Below are 17,803 nucleotides of genomic sequence, written 5' to 3'. Positions count from 1 at the left end.
CCCTTCCCGAACCCGGAAGTTAAGTGCCTCCGCGCCAATGGTACTCGGGCTAAAGCCCCGGGAGAGTAGGTCACCGCCAAACCTAATAAATACTCATCTCTCTAATGCGATCCTTGCACCTACACACGAGCGCTTCAGACTCTACGGGTCCCAAAAGGACCTTCTCTTAGCACTCTCGCGTGCCTGGTAGAAAACGGCGGTTCCGTATCCCGCAGCGCTAGCTTATTGTGCCGCGAACGAAAGACCAATCCGCGAAAGCCCGCATGTCAAAGTTCGATGGATATTTCCTGCGCCAAATGCTGGTTCTGTGCGGTTTTTTCGCCTTTGTGCTGGTGGGTGTATTCTGGATCAGCAAGGCGGTCAGCCTGTTTGACCGGTTGATCAGCAGCGGCCAGACAGCAATGGTCGCGCTCGAGTTTACGGCATTGACCTTGCCAACACTGGTCCGCACCGTGATGCCGATGGCGGCATTCTGCGCGACTGTCTATGTCACCAACCGTCTAAACCGCGAGAGTGAGATGACTGTGATGCTGGCAACCGGCAGCAGCCCGTTCCGGCTGGCACGACCGGTGATTTTATTCGGGCTTATCTGTGCTGCAATGTTGGCCACGATCACGCTTTATCTGCGCCCCGCTGCGATGCTTCGGCTCGAGGCGCGGCAGGCCGAGGTTGCCGGTGATATGACCGCGCAACTCCTCAATGACGGGCAGTTCATGCATCCGGTGAAGGGCGTCACCGTCTATATTGGCAAGATCGATCGGGACGGAACGCTCAACGACGTCTATCTGTCCGATCGCCGTGTGCCCGATCGCGTGGTGACCTATACAAGCTCCAAGGCGTTTCTGGCCCGCAATGGCGAGCAGATCGCACTGGTGATGGTCGAAGGTACCGCTTTGCAGATGGAAGCCGCGCGCAAGACCCTGTCGACCACAGTGTTTCGTGATTTTTCGTACGACATCTCGGCATTGGCCAAGCGGGATACTGAACGGCGGCAGGATATTCGAGGCATGCCGACCTTGGCACTTGCGGCTGCGCTAGGCGGGAGCAAACTGGCCGAGACCTATTCAAGAGGCGAGATCGCCGAGGAAATACAGGAGCGACTGTCCTGGGTGGGTGTCAGCGTGGCGGTTGTCCTGATCGGATTCTCCACCCTGATGCTGGGTACTTTCTCGCGCTTTGGTCTCTGGCCACAGCTGGTAGCCGCCTTCGCCGGATTGATTGCTCTCGAAGGAATGCGCAGTACGGCGACCGCCTTTGTCGCGGATCATCCCGGTCTATGGTGGGTTCAGCATGTCCCCGCCCTGGGCGGCATCGCCGTATCGATCCTGTTCCTGAATATTGCGGGACGCCCTATATGGTTGCGTCGCCGGGTTGCGGCCGATCCCGGGTAGGCCTGGATCACAGCTATTCGAATCCTGCATCCCGGGCAATCATCGCGGCTTGGGTGCGATTCTTGGCGTTCAGTTTCTTGCACAAGGTTCGGACATGCAGCTTGATCGTGACCTCCTGCAAGTCGAGTTCGCGGGCAATCTCTTTGTTCGGCATGCCCCGGCAGAGCCCGCTTAGGACTTGTTTCTCACGCTGGCTGAGAGTGGCGTTCAGGCTATCACTCGTCGGCTCATCAGTGGCGAGCAGAACAGTGCTTGGTACAAAGATCTCACCCGCCACCATGAAGCGAACCGCGTTCAAAAGGCTTTTTGCCGCCATCGATTTGGGAACAAACCCTGCTGCGCCAGCATCCACCGCCTCTTGTGCGATCCGATTGGGAGCGGTCCCGCTAAGCAGCGCCACCGGTGTTTTGGGGGCCTGTCGAATTGCCAGGCGCAACCCCTCCAGCCCGTTCATGCCGGGCATGTTGAAATCGAGCAGGATCAGGTCGAAGGGCCCATCGTGCCTGATTGTTTCCATTGCGGAATTGAAATCGGGCGCCGTCACGACTTCGGCCTCGCCTTCTGCCTTGAGATAGACCGAGATTGTATCCCGAACGAGGGCGTGATCGTCCGCCAGAAGAATGCGCATGAGTGTCCCAATTTCTACGTAATGTAACGGCAATATCTTAGCCGCGTGCGGGCGGGGCTGCCAGAGTGGAACAGGGGAAAATACCTCTCCTATTGGCTGCATGTCTGCCGCTCTTGTCGTTAGTGATCCGGGCAAAGGGCACTGACCGTGTGATAGAGCGCATTGCGCCATGGTTGTGGGTCAAGAAAAGCACTCTCGCTTGGGTTAAACTAATCTGCTCAAATTAGGGTTATACCTATACGAAAGTCTACACCGCTACCCCTAAGCGTTGTGTTCCGAAGGTATCGGACTGACATAGGCTGGCGACTGGTAACGATTTTCTAGGAGGTTGGCATGAAATCTGTCGCATTGGCACTGATCTTGGTGGCGGGAACGTTTTTTGCGCCTTTTGGGCATGGTGCAGAAGCTGGTGAAGAGCTTCTCTCTGTTACCGGAACCGATGGGTCTGTCATCAGCCTCGACATTGACGACCTGACGGCGCTGCCGGTCAGCGAAATCCGCACAACCACGATCTGGACCGAAGGTGAGCAAGTGTTTCGCGGTGTTGCCTTGCGCGACCTGCTCGATCATGTCGGCGCCGCTGATGGCATGATTACCGCGATCGCGGTTAACGATTACCTGATCGACATTCCAACCACGGATGCGACCAAACCCGGCCCGGTGGTGGCCTATCTGCACAATGGCGAGCAGATGTCGATCCGTGACAAGGGGCCATTGTGGGTCGTGTATCCCTATGATGACAATCCGGTCTATAACACCGAAGAATACTATGCCCGTAGCATCTGGCAGCTGATCCGGCTGGAGGTGCCAAAATAGCCAGCACCGGGGTACCGAGATCGCCACAGGATTGATCAGTTCGTTTCGTCGTCGGTTAAGGACCGGCTTCTGGCTTGCACTTGTGTTGGTGCTGATCGTCTATTCGGCGCTTCTCGGGCGCGAGGCGATGGTGCGGCTCGAGTCCCTGTCGACTGCCGCGACCGATGATATCCGCTGGAACATGTCGCAGCTGGAAGTTGAACTGCTGCGTCTTCAAGGCGCGGCCTTCAAGGCGCAAGACGGCGGCGCGACCGACCTTCAGCAATTGCGAACCCGATTCGACATCTTCTACAGCCGCACCCAGATCGTGTTACACGGGGCGCTATATGCTGAGGCGCGCGCGATACCCGAAGTCCAGCAGAGGCTTATGTCGGTCAGGTTGTTTCTGGACGCGACGCTGCCAATTGTCGATGGGTCCGAGCAGGACCTGGCCGAACGATTGCCGGAACTGCTGCGTCTTGTCGAACAGGTGTCGCCGGAATTGCGGGACCTGGCGCTGACGATCGTCAATACCTCTGCCCGGGCGGCGGATATTCAGCGTGCCAAGGTCTCGGAGACCCTCAAGCGTCTGGCGTTGTCGGTTCTGGTGTTGCTGGTCGCGTTGACGATCGTCGCGCTGTTTCTGCTGAGGCTCTATCGGAGCAGCCAGATCGTCTCGGCGGAAAAGGACGCGGTCAAATCTCGTTTCGAGGCTGCTGTGCAATCTTCTCTCGATGCTGTGCTGGTGGTCGATACCGATGGCCGCATCATCGAATTCAACGGCGGTGCCGAGGCGATGTTCGGCTATGCCCAAAGTGAGGTACTTGGCCAGCCCATGGCCGATCTGATCATCCCGCCGGAATACCGCGCGCGCCACGACGACGGGATGCGGCGCTTTCGTGAACATGGCACTAGCCGTGTGGTGGGCAGGGGCCATCTGCGTCTGGAGGGGATGCGCAAATCGGGAGAGGTGTTTCCGGTCGAACTGTCAATTTCGCTGGCCGAGACCAGCGATCAGCTTGTTTTTGTCTCGTTCCTGCGAGACATCACCAACCGGCTCAGAACCGAGGACGAGCTGCGCGAGGCCCGCGACACCGCGCAGGCGGGCGCCCAGGCCAAGGCGCAACTATTGACGGTGATGAGCCACGAGATGCGTACCCCGCTGAACGGCATTCTCGGCTCTCTGGATCTTATCGAGCGGGACCAACTGTCGCCCAAACAGCTGCGCCTTGCGCGTGCAATCCGGGTTTCGGGCGAATTGCTGCTGACTCAGGTCAACCGCGTCCTGGAGCTGTCGCGGTTGGAATCCGGGATGATCGATTTCCCCAAGGAGCCGTTCGCCCTGATGCCCATGGTCCAGCGCCTCGCCGAAAGCCTGATTGCGGCGGCAGAGGAGTGCGGCAACCGGCTGCGTGCGGATCTGATCGGCGATGATCCGGGAATCGTGCTGGGCAACCGTATCGCTCTGCAACAGGCGCTGATCAATCTTCTAGGCAACGCGATCAAATTCACACGGGACGGCGAGATCACACTTGAGGTCGAACGGCTTGCAGACGGTCGTCAGGTCGAGTTTCGAATATCGGATACCGGGATCGGCATTCCAGCTCGGGATCTCGAGCGGATATTCGACGAGTTCGTTACCATCGATACCGCCTATGACCGAGAGAACCCCGGCACCGGGCTGGGCCTGAGCATCACCCGGCGGCTGGTGTGGGCGATGGGAGGTGAGATCGAGGTCGAGAGTATCGAGAACGAGGGCAGTCTGTTCCTGATCCGCCTGCCGCTGGGGCCGGGCGACATGGCAGAGGATGTGACCGAAAGCGAGAAGGGCGCGCGTGTTCCGCGCTCGCTTGCTGGCAAGCGGGTATTGGTTATCGAAGACAACGACATAAACCGGATGCTGCTTCAGGACATGTTGCAGGATTTCGGATGTGAGGTTGTGCTTGCCCGGAACGGGTTCGAGGGGGTCTCTACCGCTGCAAAGCGTCGGTATGATCTGCTGCTTGTGGATATCAGCATGCCGGGCAAGGATGGCCTGGAAACCCTGCATGAAATCCGCGCGCAACAGGGCCCTTCGTCGAGCGCGCCCGCGATCGCGATTACCGCCCATGCGCGGGAAGAGGACAAGGAGCGTTTCGTTGCCACGGGATTTGACCGGTTTCTGGCCAAGCCCATCTCGATGGCTCAGTTGGAAAAAGCATTGGGCAGCGCGCTCCCCGTGTTGGCGACGGCACAGGTCGCCGATCCTTCGGTCTCACAAGATTTCATCAGCCGGTTCGGAGAAGTGCGCTATCGTGGTTATCTATTGGAAATGGTCGATACGCTGTGTGGCATATCCGATGATCTGACCCATGGGGAGCTGTCTGATGCACTGAAGGCGCGCGTGCATGAACAGGCTGGCTCTGCCGCGATACTGGGGCGGGCCGATCTGCATGCGTTGCTGCAAGAGATCGAGACCACCAGCGCCGCCGAATGGCCGCTGCGCCGGGGCATCATGCTGGAGCGGTTAAAAACGGAACTGGAGGCGACGCGGGCTGAGGCCACGAGGCGCTAAAGCGTCAGTCCGGTCTTGCGCCCCTCGTGGATGGCGGCGGCGGCCAGTCGCGGCGCGGCGGCATCGCCGATGCTGGTGGCCTCGATCCCCATCTCCCGCAACTTTTGCGCCAGAGCTGTTTCAGGCGTGTTGGCGGTAGCCAGTACCAGACTGTCTGCAGCGATGATTTCGGACTGGCCGGTGAGAAGCGACATCACCTCTGCGCCTGAGTCGCTCCACCTTGTCAGCGCGCTTTCGGTGACGAACCGCACCCCCAGCCCCGCCAACGTGGCGCGGGCCGGAAAGTCGGTGGCCGAGCGCGCCAGTTCGCGCCCGACCATGGCGTCGGAGGTGACAAGCGTGACCTTGTGGCCCTTTTCCGCCAGATGCCAAGCGGTGCCGATGCCGCGCCAGTTGCCGCCCTCGTCCAGCAGAACGACATGTTTCCCTAGCCGCGCGGTGCGGGTCATCACGTCGTGGATCGACCAGACCTGCCCGCGTTCGATCCCGGGCAGGTGGGCCACATGCGGCAGAGCCTTTTGAAACCCTGTTTCGGGTGGGGTGGACCCGGTGGCCAGCACCACGCGGTCGGCGCCGATGGCGGCGACATCCTCGACATCCAGATAGCTGTTGTATCGGATCTCCACTTGGAGCTGGCGCAGTTGGCGTTCGTACCAGCCGATAAGGTCGGTGATCTGCGCCCGGCGCGGTTGCAGCCCGGCCAGCCGGAATTGTCCGCCCAGTTCCGGCCCCGCCTCAGCAAGGATTACACGATGCCCGCGTTCGGCGGCGACCCGGGCGCATTCCAGCCCGGCAGGGCCGCCGCCGACCACCAGCACGGTTTTGGGGGTCTGTGCAGGCGTGAACCGGTCGCCGCCCCAGAGATATTCATGCCCGGCCGAGGGGTTCACCAGGCAAGAGATATAGTAATCGCGACCGCGCCGGCCCCAGCATTGCTGGTTGCACGAGAGGCAGCCGCGAATGTCCTCGGCCGCGCCGCGTTCGGCCTTGGCCACCAGATGCGGGTCAGCGATCTGGCCGCGCACGATCGACACCAGATCGGCCCGTCCTGCCCCTAGCACCGTATTGGCGTTGTCGGGCGTACGGATATTGGCCTCGGCGGTGACCAGCGCGGTCAGGTTCGCTTGTTTCAGCCGCTCGGCCAGATCGGCGCCGAGGTTTTCGGCATACTGAAAGCTCGGCAGGAGCTTGTAGAAGTCGAAATAGCTGCCCGAACCGACGGTGACATAGTCCATCAATCCTTGGGCGTCATGCAGCGCCACGATCTCGACCATTTCGTCATGGCTGAGGCACACGGGCTTGTCGGAATCGTCGTTCACCGAGAGGCCGATGATGAAATCGGGGCCGCAGACGGCCCGGATGCGCGCCATGATTTCGCGCGAGAGCCGGGTGCGGTTTTCAAGGGAGCCGCCCCACTGGTCGGTGCGCTGATTGGAAAACGGCGTCCAGAACTGGTCAAGCAGGCAGTGATAGGCGGCCCAGACCTCGACCCCGTCGAAGCCGGATTTCTGGCACCGGATGGCGGCATCGACGAAGCCCTGAATGGTTTCCTCGATCTCGTCTTCGGTCATGGCGTGGCTGCCATCGTTGTCGTGATAGCTGGGCCCGCCCGAGGGCGACCAGTTGGCGTGCCAGGAGTTGTCCCAGTCGCCATGCGCGCCGACATGATAGAGCTGCTGGATCATCACCGTGCCATGCGTCTTGCAGGCCTGGGTGATGCGGGCGAAATGCGGGATGACGTCATCGCTGGAATGACGGAAGTTGCCGCGCGTCAGAACGGCGGCGGCATGGACCGGCATCGGCTCGACCACGATCATCGCGGCGCCGCCCATGGCGCGTTCCTCGTAATAGGCCAGATGCTGGTCGCCGGGCAGGCCGTCGCGGGCCATGTTGGTGGTGTGGGCGCCAAAGACGATGCGGTTCTTCAGGATCTTGTGGCGCAGTTGGGCGGGGGTGAAGACGTGCTTGAGGCTCACGATTTACCTTCCAGCTGGTCGAGTCCGGCCGCCAGGTCCGCGCTCATGCCGGCCTCTTCCATGTGCAGCCGCAGACGCTGGTTGTAGCCACCCGGTGCGTTCAGCGCTGTGATCAGGGTGGAAGTGTCTGACGCGGCGAGGCTGGAGGCCACCAGTGCGCGCAGGAAGGCCTCGCCCTGGGTTGGATCTGATACGCGGGGGGCCAGCCATGCAGCGGCATCGCCGACCATACGCGTGGCGGGGGACAGTACTGCCTGGGCGCAGAGATAGGCGTTCATCTCTTCGGCGTTTTCGGTCGTGAATACCTGGTTGCGCGGAGCGAAGATTTCTTCGACCAGGCCTGCATCACCCTGCATGATGATCGGGGAACCGCCGCGGGCGATGCCGGGGAAGGGCATCATGATGGCCACCGCGCGGGCCGGCGCGACCATGGCACCGGCCTCTTCCAGCGAGGCGCCGGCCATCAGGGTGATCACGCGCTGATCAGGGCGGAAGGAGAGTTGCCCAAGGATTTCCGGCGCGACCTCGGCCAGCAGGCCCAGGAACACCACCTCGCTGCGGTCAACCACCGTCTGGTTGTCGGCGCTGGAGACGTTTTCGAACTCTGACACGAGCGCCCGCGCGTTGGCGGCGCTGCGTTCGGACACGGTGATGTCATGCCCGTCGCCCGCGATGCCGCGCACCATGGCAGTTGTGATAATGCCTGTTCCGATCACGCCGATTTTCATCTCAGATATCCTTCACCAACCTCAGCGCATCATAGATTGCCGCATGAGTGTTGCGCGCGCTGACCGCGTCGCCGATGCGGTACAGCTGGAATGCGCCGTCGTTGTTGGTTTCGACCCTCTGCGGGGTGCCTGCGATCAGCGCGTCATAGTCGATCTCGCCCCCGTTGCGGGACAGAGGCTTGAGATCGAAATAGAGATCGGCATTCGGCATGGTGCCATAGTTGACCACCACCTGATCATAGGTCTTGTCGCTGGTGAAGCTGCTGTAATCAGTGCCGATCTTGGCGCGCAGCTGGTTGCCGTCGCGGGTTACGTCCAACAGGCGGCGAGTCACCGTAAAGGTGGTATCCTTGTCCTGAAGTGCGCGCATATACGGCACCAGGTTCATGCCCATGATGTCGGGCGCGAACATGCGGTCTGGGGTCATCACCTCGACCTTTGCACCGGCATTGGCAGCTACCTCGGCCGCCATCAGCGCCGGGTGGTCACCGCTCTCGTCATAGATCAGAACATTCTGCGCCGGTTTCACATCGCCCGAGATCAGGTCCCAGGCACTGACCACCAGATTATTCTCGCGTCCGGTCTCAAACAGTTCGGTATTGGGCAGACCGCCGGTGGCGATGATCACCACATCGGGGTTCAGCGCGGTTACATCCGCCGCCTCGGCCCAGGTGTTGAAGCGGAACTCGACATCGCGGGCGGCGCATTGGGCCATGCGCCAGTCGATGATCCCGATCATCTCGCGCCGGCGCGGGTTCTGCGCGGTCAGGCGGACCTGGCCGCCGGGATCGGGCTGGGCCTCGAACACGGTGACATGGTGACCACGTTCGGCGGCGACACGGGCGGCCTCGAGCCCTGCTGGACCGGCGCCAACGACAACCACGCGTTTGGGCGTTTCGGCGCGGGCAATCGTATGCGGCATGGTCAATTCGCGACCGGTGGCCGGGTTGTGGATGCACAGCGCCTCGCCCGCTTGATAGATACGGTCGAGGCAATAGGTGGCGCCGACACAGGGGCGAATGTCGTCCTCGCGCCCCTCGACGATCTTCTGCACGATATGGGGGTCGGCCATGTGCGCACGGGTCATGCCCACCATGTCGAGCAGCCCCGAAGCGACCGCGTGACGCGCGGTCGCCACATCGGGGATACGCGCGGCGTGAAAGGTCGGCATGCCGGTGGCCTTTTTCACCTCGCCCGCGAAATCCAGATGCGGGGCGCTTTTCATGCCCTGCACCGGGATCACGTCGGTCATCGCCGGATCGGTGTGGATGCGGCCCCGGATCACGTTCAGGAAATCGACCATGCCGGTATCGGCAAGCCTTTTCGAGATCTCGATCCCCTCTTCGGGGCCGATACCGCCCTCTGCCGCCTCGTCGGCGGTATAGCGCAGGCCAACGATGAAATCATCGCCAACCCGTGCTCGCACCGCGCGCAACACGTCCAGCGGCATCTTCATCCGGCTTTCCAGGGTCTGGCCGCCATAAGGCCCGTCCAGATCGTTGGTCAGCGGTGACCAGAACTGATCCAGCAGGTGGCCATAGACCTGCAACTCGATCCCGTCCATGCCGCCCTCTTTCATCCGTTCGGCGGCATCGGCGAAATCCGAGATGATACGGGCGATATCCCAGTCCTCGGCCAGTTTCGGAAACGCGCGGTGTGCCGGTTCGCGGTGCCGGGACGAGCTGACCGAGGGTAACCACTCGCCCTTGTTCCAGCCGGTGCGGCGGCCCAGATGGGTCAACTGGATCATCACGGCACAGCCATGGTCGTGGCAGGCATCGGTCAGTTGCCGGATCCACGGCACCACCTCGTCCTTGTAGGCGAGGATGTTGTTAAAGACCGGCGGGCTGTCGCGCGATACCGCCGCTGATCCGGCGGTCATCGCCAGCGCCACGCCCGCGCGTGCGCGTTCGGCGTGATAGGCCGCATAGCGCTGTTTCGGCATGCCGTCTTCGGGATAGGCCGGTTCATGCGCGGTGGTCATGATCCGGTTCTTCAGGGTCAGGTGTTTCAGCTGAAAAGGCTGCAGCAGCGGATCACGGCTCATGATATGTCCTCAATACCAGGCGTCGGGCATGGATGCTTTCTTGCAGTCGATGAAATCGCGCAATGCTTCGTCGGTGGCGTCGTCCATCACCGGTGCCTCGTAGGTGTTCAGGATATCCTTCCAGCGTTTGTTGGCGCGGATCGCATAATCGGCGCTGCCCTGTTCGAACCAGGTCTCGTGGGTCTGGTCGTCGTTCAGCCCGCTGTCCCAATAGGCGGTTTCATAATGGCGCAGGGTGTGGTCGGTGCCGAACATATGCTCGCCCGGGCCGTTCTGAGCCAGCGCGTCGAAACCGAGGGTATCCTCGTTCACCTCGATCCCGGCCAGATAGGAATGCAGCGCGCCGCACATGTCGGTGTCCATCACGAATTTCTCGTAGGACATGCTGAGCAGCCCGTCGACGAAACCGGCGGAATGCAGGATGTAGTTGGCACCGCCCTGCACCGCCGACATCATCGACATCATCGCCTGCTGCATGGCCTGCCCGTCGGGCGCCTTGGAGGTCGAGAAATTGCCGGCACAGCGCAGAGGCATGTTCAGGCGGCGGGCCAGTTGGCCCATTACCAGAGAACCCAGCGCCGGTTCCGGCGTGCCGAAGGTGGGGCTGCCCGAGCGCAGGCTCATTGATGAAAGGAACCCGGCCAGAATGGCCGGCGCGCCGGGGCGGGTCAGCTGGGCGATGGCGCAGGAGGCCATGGATTCGGCCAGACACTGCGCCACGGCGCCCGCCATGGTCAGCGGCGACACCGCGCCCCCCAGGAGAAACGGCAGGTGGATCGAGCCCTGCCCCGCCGCCGCATAGGTCCGGATGCCCGAGGCGGTGACGCCGTCGATCACCAGTGGCGAGGTGGTGTTGAAATTGCCCATGATCACGCAGTTCCGGTCGACGAAATCCGCGCCGAACAGGATGCGGCACATCTCGATACTGTCGGCGGCGCGTTCGGGCGCGGTGATCGAGCCCAGAAAGGCGCGGTCGGAATAACGCATGTGGGAATAGACCATGTCCAGATGCCGCTTGTTCACCGGGATATCCGTCGGCTCGCAGATGGTGCCGCCGGAATGGTGCAGCCAGGGCGAGGACTGGCCCAGCTTGATCAGATTCTGGAAGTCCTGGATGGTGCCGTAGCGGCGGCCATTGTCCATGTCCATCACGAAGGGCGAGCCATAGGCAGGCGCGAATACCATCGCGTCGCCGCCGATTTCGACCGTGTTGGCCGGGTTGCGCGCATGCTGGGTAAAACGTGCAGGCGCGGTTTTCAGGATCTCGCGCAGCATCCCAGGCTCGAACCTGACATTCCAGGCATCGGCCCGCAACTCGGTGACCTGGGCCCCGGCCCGTTTGTAGAGCCGCATCGCCTCGGCGTCGTCGCGCAGTTCTATCCCGATCTCGGCCAGGATACGGTCGGCGGTGGCCTCGATCTTGTCCAGCGACTCCTCGCCCAGCAGATCGTAGGTCGGGATCTTGCGGGTGATGTAGGGCACGCGCAGGTGCAGGTTCTGGCCGGGCTCGGCGGAGCGGCCTGCCTTGCCAGAGGCGCGGCGGGACCGGCGGGACCGAAGGGATGTCTGTTCGCTCATGTGAAACTACCTGCCGAAATCGGGTTGGATGGATATTCTTGGCCGACACTTGACACATGTGTCAAGATACTTGTGCAGGTGTGTCAATACTGCTACCTCAACAGGCATGTCACTGGCACCCAAACCCACCGGATCTGAGAGCGCCTGGCTGGACGCGGCCTATGAGTTGCTGACCGACAGCGGGGTCGAGGCGGTCAAGATCATGCCCCTGGCGCAAAAACTGGGCGTCTCGCGCACCGGGTTCTATTGGTATTTCAAGGATCGCGAGACCTTGCTCGAGGCAATGATCCAGCGCTGGGAAGAAAAGAACACCGGCAATCTGGTAGCCCGCGCCGAGGCCTATGCCGAAAGCATCGTCGAGGCGATGTTCAACCTGTTCGATTGCTGGCTGGATGACGGTCTGTTTGATGCGCGGTTGGATCTGGCGATTCGCAACTGGGCGCGCAACGATCCTGCCCTGCATCAGCGTCTGGACCAGGCCGATCAGGCCCGTCAGGACGCGGTGGCCGGCATGTTCCTGCGCTTTGGTTACCCCGAGAATCAGGCCCGGGTGCGCTCTCTGACCGTGATGTATACCCAGGTTGGCTATATCTCGATGCAGATCGAGGAACATCCCGATATCCGCATCGCCAACATGCCCGACTATGTCGAGGTATTTACCGGCGTCAGGCCTGAACAGACCGATGTCGATCGCTTCCTTTCGCGGCACGCGGCCAAATGGCGGGCTGCTGCTAACCAGATGTAAACTTGGCGGGCGATAGCCTCTGGGGAACTGGAAGAATCCCCGGACAGGCAGAATGCCCTTTAACCTGATTACCCGCTTTGCCGCGTTTGTGTGGCTCTCTGTTCTGTTTGCGGCGGCACCGGCAGTGGCAAAGCTCGATCCCGGGGTGTCGTCGCTGTGCGATCAGGCTGCGCGTAGCGCCGCCAACCGGCACGGCGTGCCGCTCGACGTGCTGCGCGCGATCACCCGGGTCGAAACCGGGCGCCGCAGTGACGGGCAACTTGCACCCTGGCCTTGGACCGTGAACATGGAGGGAACCGGCCATTGGTTTCCAACCGAATTCGCGGCGCGCAAATTCGTGTTCGAACGGTTTAAATCCGGCGCCCGCAGCTTCGACGTGGGCTGTTTCCAGATCAATTACCGCTGGCACAGCCAGGGGTTCTCCTCGATCGAAGAGATGTTCGACCCCGAGCGGAACGCCGATTATGCCGCCCGGTTCCTGAACGACCTGTTTGGTGAACTGGGGTCCTGGTCGGCGGCGGCGGGGGCGTATCACTCGCGCACGCAATCCCTGGCCGATGCCTATGCCTCGCGGTTCGACCGGACCCGCGCGGCGCTGGGCGAGGGGCCACTGCCGAACCCGCGGCGCACGCCCGATACCGGAGGTGCGCAGCCGCTGTTTGCACGGCAAGCGGTGCCGCCCGGCCCGGCCCGGCTGGGATCGCTGTTTGCAACCGGATCGGGCGCCAGCCCCTTCATCTCGTTCAACTAGGATCGCGCCGTGCCCAAGCTTTCCACCGAAACGCTGTTTAGTCCAACGGTCCTGCTGGCGCTTGCCCTGATGGCGATCATCGTGATGATGATCCTGCCGATGCCAGCCTGGGTGCTGGATATCGGCCTCGCCGCCTCGTTCGCGCTGGCGATCCTGATCTTTACCCTGACCCTGTTCATCGAGCGACCGCTCGATTTCTCGGCCTTTCCAACGATCCTGCTCGCCTCGCTGATGCTGCGACTGTCGCTGAACGTCTCCTCGACCAAGCTGATCATCGGTCAGGGCCATACCGGGCCGAACGCCGCCGGCGACGTGATCGAGGGGTTTGCCCAGTTCGTGATGGGCGGCAGCGTGTTTCTGGGGTTGGTGGTCTTTGGCGTTCTCCTGATCGTCAACTTCATGGTGATCACCAAGGGCGCCGCCCGCATGGCCGAGGTTGGCGCGCGCTTTGCACTGGACGGCATGCCGGGCAAACAGCTGGCCATCGACAGCGACATGTCCGCAGGCGCCATCGACCATCAGGAGGCCAAGGCGAGGCGAGAGCTGGAGCAGCAGGAAACCACCTTCTTTGGCTCGCTCGACGGTGCGTCGAAATTCGTCAAGGGCGACGCCATCGCCGGGCTGCTGATCACCCTGCTGAACCTGATCATGGGCCTGATCATGGGCGTCATCGTCCACGGCATGCCGATGAGCGCCGCGTTCGAGACCTATGCCATCCTCACCGTGGGCGACGGCTTGGTTTCGCAGATTCCGGCCGTGATCATCTCGATCGCCTCTGCGTTGCTGCTGGCGCGCGGCGGCACCCAGGGCGCCACCGACAATGCGCTGTTTGCACAGCTGGGCAAACATCCGGCGGCGCTGGCCACGGTGGCGCTGTTGATGGTTCTGTTCGCGCTAGTGCCCGGCCTGCCGTTCCTGCCCTTCATCTCGGGCGGTGTGGTTCTGGGATATGCCGCCTGGAGGATGCGCCTGAAGCAGAAGCAGGAGGCCGACAGCGCCGCACGGATCACCGAGGAGCAGACCCCGGTAGCGCGTCAGGGGATCGGCGACATCCTCGATCTTGACGATGTGCACCTGGAATTCGCCCCCGATCTGGTGGGTATGGCGTTGGATCCGGGCACCGGGCTGGACGCTCGCATCGCCAATATGCGAACGCACGTGGCTTCGATCTATGGGCTGATCCTGCCAGATATCCGCCTCACCGATCAGGCCGAACTGCCCCAGGGCACCTATGTGATCAAGGTGCAGGGGGTCGAGCAGGTACGCGGCGTGCTGCACCCCGATCTGGTGCTGGCGTTGATGACCGATCATCCCGACACGCTGCCCGCGGGCGAGGACGTGACCGAGCCGGTCTATGGCGCGCCTGCCCGCTGGATCCTGCCCAAGGACCAGGAGGCGGCGGCCTTGTCGGGTGCGACCATCGTCAGCCCGCCCGAGATATTGGCCACCCATCTGCTGGAAGTGATCAAACAGAACTTTGCCCGCCTGCTGACGCTGAAATCGCTGCGCCGCCTGTTTTCCGAGATGACCCGCCTGTCCGATCCTGTCCGGTCCGAGGCCAATCAGAAACTCTTGGACGAGCTGATCCCCGACAAGGTGCCCATCGACACGCTGCACGCCGTTCTGCGCCTGCTGCTCGAGGAACGCGTGTCGATCCGAAACATGCCCCTGATCCTCGAAGCGGTGGCTGAGGCGCGGCTGGCCACCACCCAGCCCGAGGCGATCTGCGAACATGTGCGCCAGCGGCTGGGCTTTCAACTAGTGGCCGAGATGAAGCGGGCCGACGGGTCGATACCGCTGGTTCAGCTGGCGCCGGAATGGGAGGAGGCCTTTGCCACCTATCAGGTCGATGGTGCCGGCGGTGGCCTCGATATCGCGCTTCCGCCCGATCTTTTCAACAAGCTGGCCGATGGCGTTGCCAAACGCCTGTCGCAGACGGCGGGGCAGGGGATATTCGCGGCGCTGGTGACTTCGACCCGCCGCCGCCGGTTCCTGCGCACCATCCTGCGGGCGCGCGGCATTTCGAACCCGGTCCTCTCTTTCGAGGAAATCGGTATGGAAGCGCGCCCGGCGCTGGTTGGACAGGTACCCGCATGATCGCGCTGCCGCCCGAATTGCTGGCGCTGATCTCGGGCGAGCTGTGGCAGGTCTTTGCCGTGTTCCTCCGGGTTTCCGCCCTGGTCTCGGTCCTGCCCGCCTTTGGCGAACAATCGATCCCGATTCGGGTGAGGCTGGGGGTTGCCGCCGCCTTTGCCGTGATCGTGGCCCCGGCTGCGCCGGCTGCCCCCGAGGTCACAAATGTCCTGCAATTCACAGCACTTGCCGGAACCGAGGTATTGGCTGGGCTGGTCATGGGGCTGGGTATCCGGCTGTTTGCAATGGCCTTGCAGGTGGCGGGTATGATCGCGGCGCAGGCCACATCGCTGTCGCAGCTTCTGGGCAATGCAGTGGCCGAGCCGACGCCCGCCATGGGGCATCTGCTGATGATGGGGGGGCTGGCGCTGGCGGTGATGTCGGGCCTGCATGTGCGCGTGGCCGAATTCCTGATCCACTCCTACTCGATCTTTCCGATCGGCGAGCTGCCCCATCCCGGCGATCTGAGCCAATGGGGTGTCGCCCAGGTCGGACGCATGTTCGCGCTGGCCTTCGGGCTGGCGGCGCCGTTTGTGATCGCCTCGCTGATCTATAACCTGACGCTGGGGGCCATTAACCGGGCGATGCCACAGCTTATGGTCGCCTTTGTCGGGGCGCCCGTGATCACACTTGGTGGTATGGCGCTGCTTCTTGTCGGCACACCGCTTCTGCTGTCGGTCTGGCTCGATGCGCTGTGGAGTTTCTTCCAGGATCCGGTCGGGGCACGCCCATGAGCGGACAGGACGACGACAGCGACAAGTCATTCGATCCGACCCCGCAAAAGCTCCAGAAAGCGCGGGAAAAGGGAGAGGTTGCCAAATCCGCCGACCTGTCGGTGGTGGCGGCTTATGCCGGTTTGTTGCTGGCACTGTCAGCGCTGGGCGCGGCGAGCGTGACCAAGCTGGGCACCGCGCTTAAGGTGCTGATCGGCCAGGCAGATGGCCTGTCGCGCCTTGTCTTCGAGGGGCGTGCTGGTGGGCCGGTCGGCGGGCTGATGGGAACGGTGGGGGCGGCGATCCTGCCCTGGTTCCTGGTCCCGGCGGCGGCGGTGATCCTGTCGGTTGTGGCCCAGCGCGCCTTTGTCATGGCCCCGAGCAAGCTGGTGCCCAAGATCTCGCGCATTTCGATCCTGCAGAACGCCAAGAACAAGTTCGGGCGCGGCGGCCTGTTCGAGTTTGCCAAGAGCTTTGTCAAATTGCTGCTCTATTCGGTCTGTCTGGGCTTCTTCATCAAGCTGAACCTGTCCGACATCGTCTCGTCCGCAGGGATGGAGGTGCGCCAGTCAGTGCTGCTGATGGCGCGGCTGTTGATGCGGTTCATGTTCCTAGTGGCCACGGTGGCGCTAGTGATCGGCGCCATCGACTATCTGTGGCAGCATGCCGAGCATATCCGTAAGAACATGATGTCCCGCAAGGAGCTGATGGACGAGACCAAGGATGCCGAGGGCGATCCGCATATGAAGCAGAAGCGACGCCAGAAGGGTCAGGAAATCGCGATGAACCAGATGCTGGCGGATGTGCCGGGCGCCGATGTGGTGATCGTCAATCCGACCCATTACGCCGTTGCACTGAAATGGTCGCGCCTGCCCGGCGCGGCGCCGATATGCGTGGCCAAGGGAGTTGACGAGGTTGCGGCTGCGATCCGCCGCAGCGCGGCCGAGGCCGGGGTGCCGATCCATTCTGATCCGCCCACAGCGCGGGCGCTGCATGCCGGTGTCGAGATCGGGCAGGAGATTTCCGAGGAGCATTATCGCCCGGTCGCAGCCGCGATCCGCTTTGCCGAGGCGATGCGCAAACGGGCCAAGGGGAGGGCATGGTGAGACAGTCGGTGCTGGACCAGATGACACGCGTGGGAGAGGCGCTCTATCTGCGCGAATACGAGCGGATCCGCGCGGTGCTGGAGGAAGAGGCGCGGATTACGGCCCAGATTGCCAGGCTTGACGACCAGGTCCTCCGCATCCGCGCCGAGGGAACGGCCGATCATGGCTATCGTTCGGTTGGTGCTGACATCCTGTGGCAGGGTTGGGAGAGCCGGACCCGCCGCCAGCTCAACTCGGAACTGGCGCGCGCAAGGGCCAAGCGGTTGTTGATGATGGACGCGTTGAAACGTGCTTTTGGTCGCAAGCAGGCCATCGCGCAAATTGCGCAGGACGAAAAGTCCGCCCGTGTCAAAGCCCGCCGCAAGGCACAACTCGACGCGCTTTGTCGCGACGCCGCACTGCGATAAATCACGCTGGACGATGCTGATGCGGTGATGCCCCGCCTGGCTGTGGAATATTGGTGGCCGGTTTGGGCCGATGGGGGCTGAGGTTCAGCTCCGCTCAGTAAGAATCCTGACGGGCGATATCGACTATCAGAACGCTGACGATCTTATCGCCAAAGGCCTTCCGAGCCGATTCGAGCAGAGCAACGCGCAGCGGATCGAGGTTTCCGGGGCGGGTAAAGGCACCATCGAATCCACCGATATTGGCGTGATCG

The 17,803-nt window shown here is 62.4% G+C and carries 14 protein-coding genes and 1 rRNA gene; 10 read left to right on the top strand and 5 right to left on the bottom strand.

What is annotated here, in order from left to right:
* Together rrf and lptF are read left to right on the top strand one after the other, a co-directional pair.
* Positions 1-82, top strand: a 5S ribosomal RNA gene (gene rrf / locus AC2FL1_RS21880); the annotation flags it as partial.
* 181 nt (positions 83-263) lie between these two features.
* Positions 264-1,391, top strand: coding sequence for an LPS export ABC transporter permease LptF (gene lptF, locus AC2FL1_RS21875; protein ID WP_496878318.1), 1,128 nt, complete (start codon positions 264-266; stop codon positions 1,389-1,391).
* A gap of 13 nt (positions 1,392-1,404) precedes the next feature.
* On the opposite strand, the gene AC2FL1_RS21870 is transcribed toward lptF, so the two are convergent.
* A complete protein-coding gene (locus AC2FL1_RS21870) occupies positions 1,405-2,019 on the bottom strand; it encodes a response regulator (protein WP_496878317.1) in 615 nt (204 codons plus the stop codon).
* A 333-nt stretch (positions 2,020-2,352) separates the two neighbouring features.
* Between AC2FL1_RS21870 and AC2FL1_RS21865 the strand changes: the two genes are divergently transcribed.
* Complete coding sequence (locus AC2FL1_RS21865) at positions 2,353-2,835, top strand: putative pterin-binding protein (protein ID WP_496878316.1); 483 nt, start codon at positions 2,353-2,355, stop codon at positions 2,833-2,835.
* A gap of 88 nt (positions 2,836-2,923) precedes the next feature.
* The gene (locus AC2FL1_RS21860) at positions 2,924-5,368 is read left to right on the top strand and encodes a PAS domain-containing hybrid sensor histidine kinase/response regulator (RefSeq protein ID WP_496878319.1); all 2,445 of its coding nucleotides are present in this window, start codon (positions 2,924-2,926) and stop codon (positions 5,366-5,368) included.
* On the opposite strand, the gene AC2FL1_RS21855 is transcribed toward AC2FL1_RS21860, so the two are convergent.
* Genes AC2FL1_RS21855 through AC2FL1_RS21840 form a run of 4 tightly spaced genes read right to left on the bottom strand, consistent with a single transcriptional unit; the run spans position 5,365 to position 11,697 of the window.
* Complete coding sequence (locus tag AC2FL1_RS21855; protein WP_496878315.1) at positions 5,365-7,344, bottom strand: oxidoreductase; 1,980 nt, start codon at positions 7,342-7,344, stop codon at positions 5,365-5,367. The genes AC2FL1_RS21860 and AC2FL1_RS21855 overlap by 4 nt on opposite strands.
* Positions 7,341-8,072 (bottom strand): NAD(P)-binding domain-containing protein, encoded by a 732-nt coding sequence (locus tag AC2FL1_RS21850; protein WP_496878314.1) that lies wholly within the window; start codon positions 8,070-8,072, stop codon positions 7,341-7,343. Before AC2FL1_RS21850 ends, AC2FL1_RS21855 begins: the two co-directional genes overlap by 4 nt.
* 1 nt (position 8,073) lies before the next feature.
* Positions 8,074-10,119: an oxidoreductase gene (locus AC2FL1_RS21845; protein WP_496878313.1), complete on the bottom strand. Its 2,046-nt coding sequence runs from the start codon at positions 10,117-10,119 to the stop codon at positions 8,074-8,076.
* Between the two features lie 9 nt (positions 10,120-10,128).
* Positions 10,129-11,697, bottom strand: a complete 1,569-nt coding sequence (locus AC2FL1_RS21840) for a trimethylamine methyltransferase family protein (protein ID WP_496878312.1) — start codon at positions 11,695-11,697, stop codon at positions 10,129-10,131.
* Positions 11,698-11,803: 106 nt separating this feature from the next.
* Here AC2FL1_RS21840 and AC2FL1_RS21835 point away from each other — a divergent pair, with 106 nt between their 5' ends.
* The 6 genes from AC2FL1_RS21835 to AC2FL1_RS21810 all read left to right on the top strand — a co-directional run bounded on the left by AC2FL1_RS21835 (position 11,804) and on the right by AC2FL1_RS21810 (position 17,552).
* Positions 11,804-12,442, top strand: a complete 639-nt coding sequence (locus AC2FL1_RS21835) for a TetR/AcrR family transcriptional regulator (protein ID WP_496878311.1) — start codon at positions 11,804-11,806, stop codon at positions 12,440-12,442.
* A gap of 52 nt (positions 12,443-12,494) precedes the next feature.
* Positions 12,495-13,193: a lytic transglycosylase domain-containing protein gene (locus tag AC2FL1_RS21830; protein WP_496878310.1), complete on the top strand. Its 699-nt coding sequence runs from the start codon at positions 12,495-12,497 to the stop codon at positions 13,191-13,193.
* Positions 13,194-13,262: 69 nt separating this feature from the next.
* On the top strand, positions 13,263-15,290 hold the full coding sequence (gene flhA / locus AC2FL1_RS21825) for a flagellar biosynthesis protein FlhA (RefSeq protein ID WP_496825273.1): 2,028 nt from the start codon (positions 13,263-13,265) through the stop codon (positions 15,288-15,290).
* Positions 15,287-16,060: a flagellar biosynthetic protein FliR gene (locus AC2FL1_RS21820; protein WP_496878309.1), complete on the top strand. Its 774-nt coding sequence runs from the start codon at positions 15,287-15,289 to the stop codon at positions 16,058-16,060. Before flhA ends, AC2FL1_RS21820 begins: the two co-directional genes overlap by 4 nt.
* Positions 16,057-17,145, top strand: a complete 1,089-nt coding sequence (gene flhB, locus AC2FL1_RS21815) for a flagellar type III secretion system protein FlhB (protein ID WP_496878308.1) — start codon at positions 16,057-16,059, stop codon at positions 17,143-17,145. Before AC2FL1_RS21820 ends, flhB begins: the two co-directional genes overlap by 4 nt.
* Positions 17,139-17,552 (top strand): hypothetical protein, encoded by a 414-nt coding sequence (locus AC2FL1_RS21810; protein WP_496878307.1) that lies wholly within the window; start codon positions 17,139-17,141, stop codon positions 17,550-17,552. The genes flhB and AC2FL1_RS21810 overlap by 7 nt, the downstream gene beginning before the upstream one ends.
* The last annotated feature ends 251 nt before the right edge of the window (positions 17,553-17,803 follow it).

The sequence above is a fragment of the Ruegeria sp. YKSF070 genome, assembly GCF_059612725.1.
This window is presented reverse-complemented; position numbering and strand designations above follow the sequence as displayed.

What these genes read in the sequence shown, in the direction of transcription:
- lptF (WP_496878318.1), top strand. Translation starts at nt 264, where the DNA reads ATGTCAAAGTTCGATGGATATTTCCTGCGCCAAATGCTGGTTCTGTGC.
- AC2FL1_RS21870 (WP_496878317.1), bottom strand. Translation starts at nt 2,019, where the DNA reads ATGCGCATTCTTCTGGCGGACGATCACGCCCTCGTTCGGGATACAATC.
- AC2FL1_RS21865 (WP_496878316.1), top strand. Translation starts at nt 2,353, where the DNA reads ATGAAATCTGTCGCATTGGCACTGATCTTGGTGGCGGGAACGTTTTTT.
- AC2FL1_RS21850 (WP_496878314.1), bottom strand. Translation starts at nt 8,072, where the DNA reads ATGAAAATCGGCGTGATCGGAACAGGCATTATCACAACTGCCATGGTG.
- AC2FL1_RS21845 (WP_496878313.1), bottom strand. Translation starts at nt 10,119, where the DNA reads ATGAGCCGTGATCCGCTGCTGCAGCCTTTTCAGCTGAAACACCTGACC.
- AC2FL1_RS21840 (WP_496878312.1), bottom strand. Translation starts at nt 11,697, where the DNA reads ATGAGCGAACAGACATCCCTTCGGTCCCGCCGGTCCCGCCGCGCCTCT.
- AC2FL1_RS21835 (WP_496878311.1), top strand. Translation starts at nt 11,804, where the DNA reads ATGTCACTGGCACCCAAACCCACCGGATCTGAGAGCGCCTGGCTGGAC.
- AC2FL1_RS21830 (WP_496878310.1), top strand. Translation starts at nt 12,495, where the DNA reads ATGCCCTTTAACCTGATTACCCGCTTTGCCGCGTTTGTGTGGCTCTCT.
- flhA (WP_496825273.1), top strand. Translation starts at nt 13,263, where the DNA reads ATGGCGATCATCGTGATGATGATCCTGCCGATGCCAGCCTGGGTGCTG.
- AC2FL1_RS21820 (WP_496878309.1), top strand. Translation starts at nt 15,287, where the DNA reads ATGATCGCGCTGCCGCCCGAATTGCTGGCGCTGATCTCGGGCGAGCTG.
- flhB (WP_496878308.1), top strand. Translation starts at nt 16,057, where the DNA reads ATGAGCGGACAGGACGACGACAGCGACAAGTCATTCGATCCGACCCCG.
- AC2FL1_RS21810 (WP_496878307.1), top strand. Translation starts at nt 17,139, where the DNA reads ATGGTGAGACAGTCGGTGCTGGACCAGATGACACGCGTGGGAGAGGCG.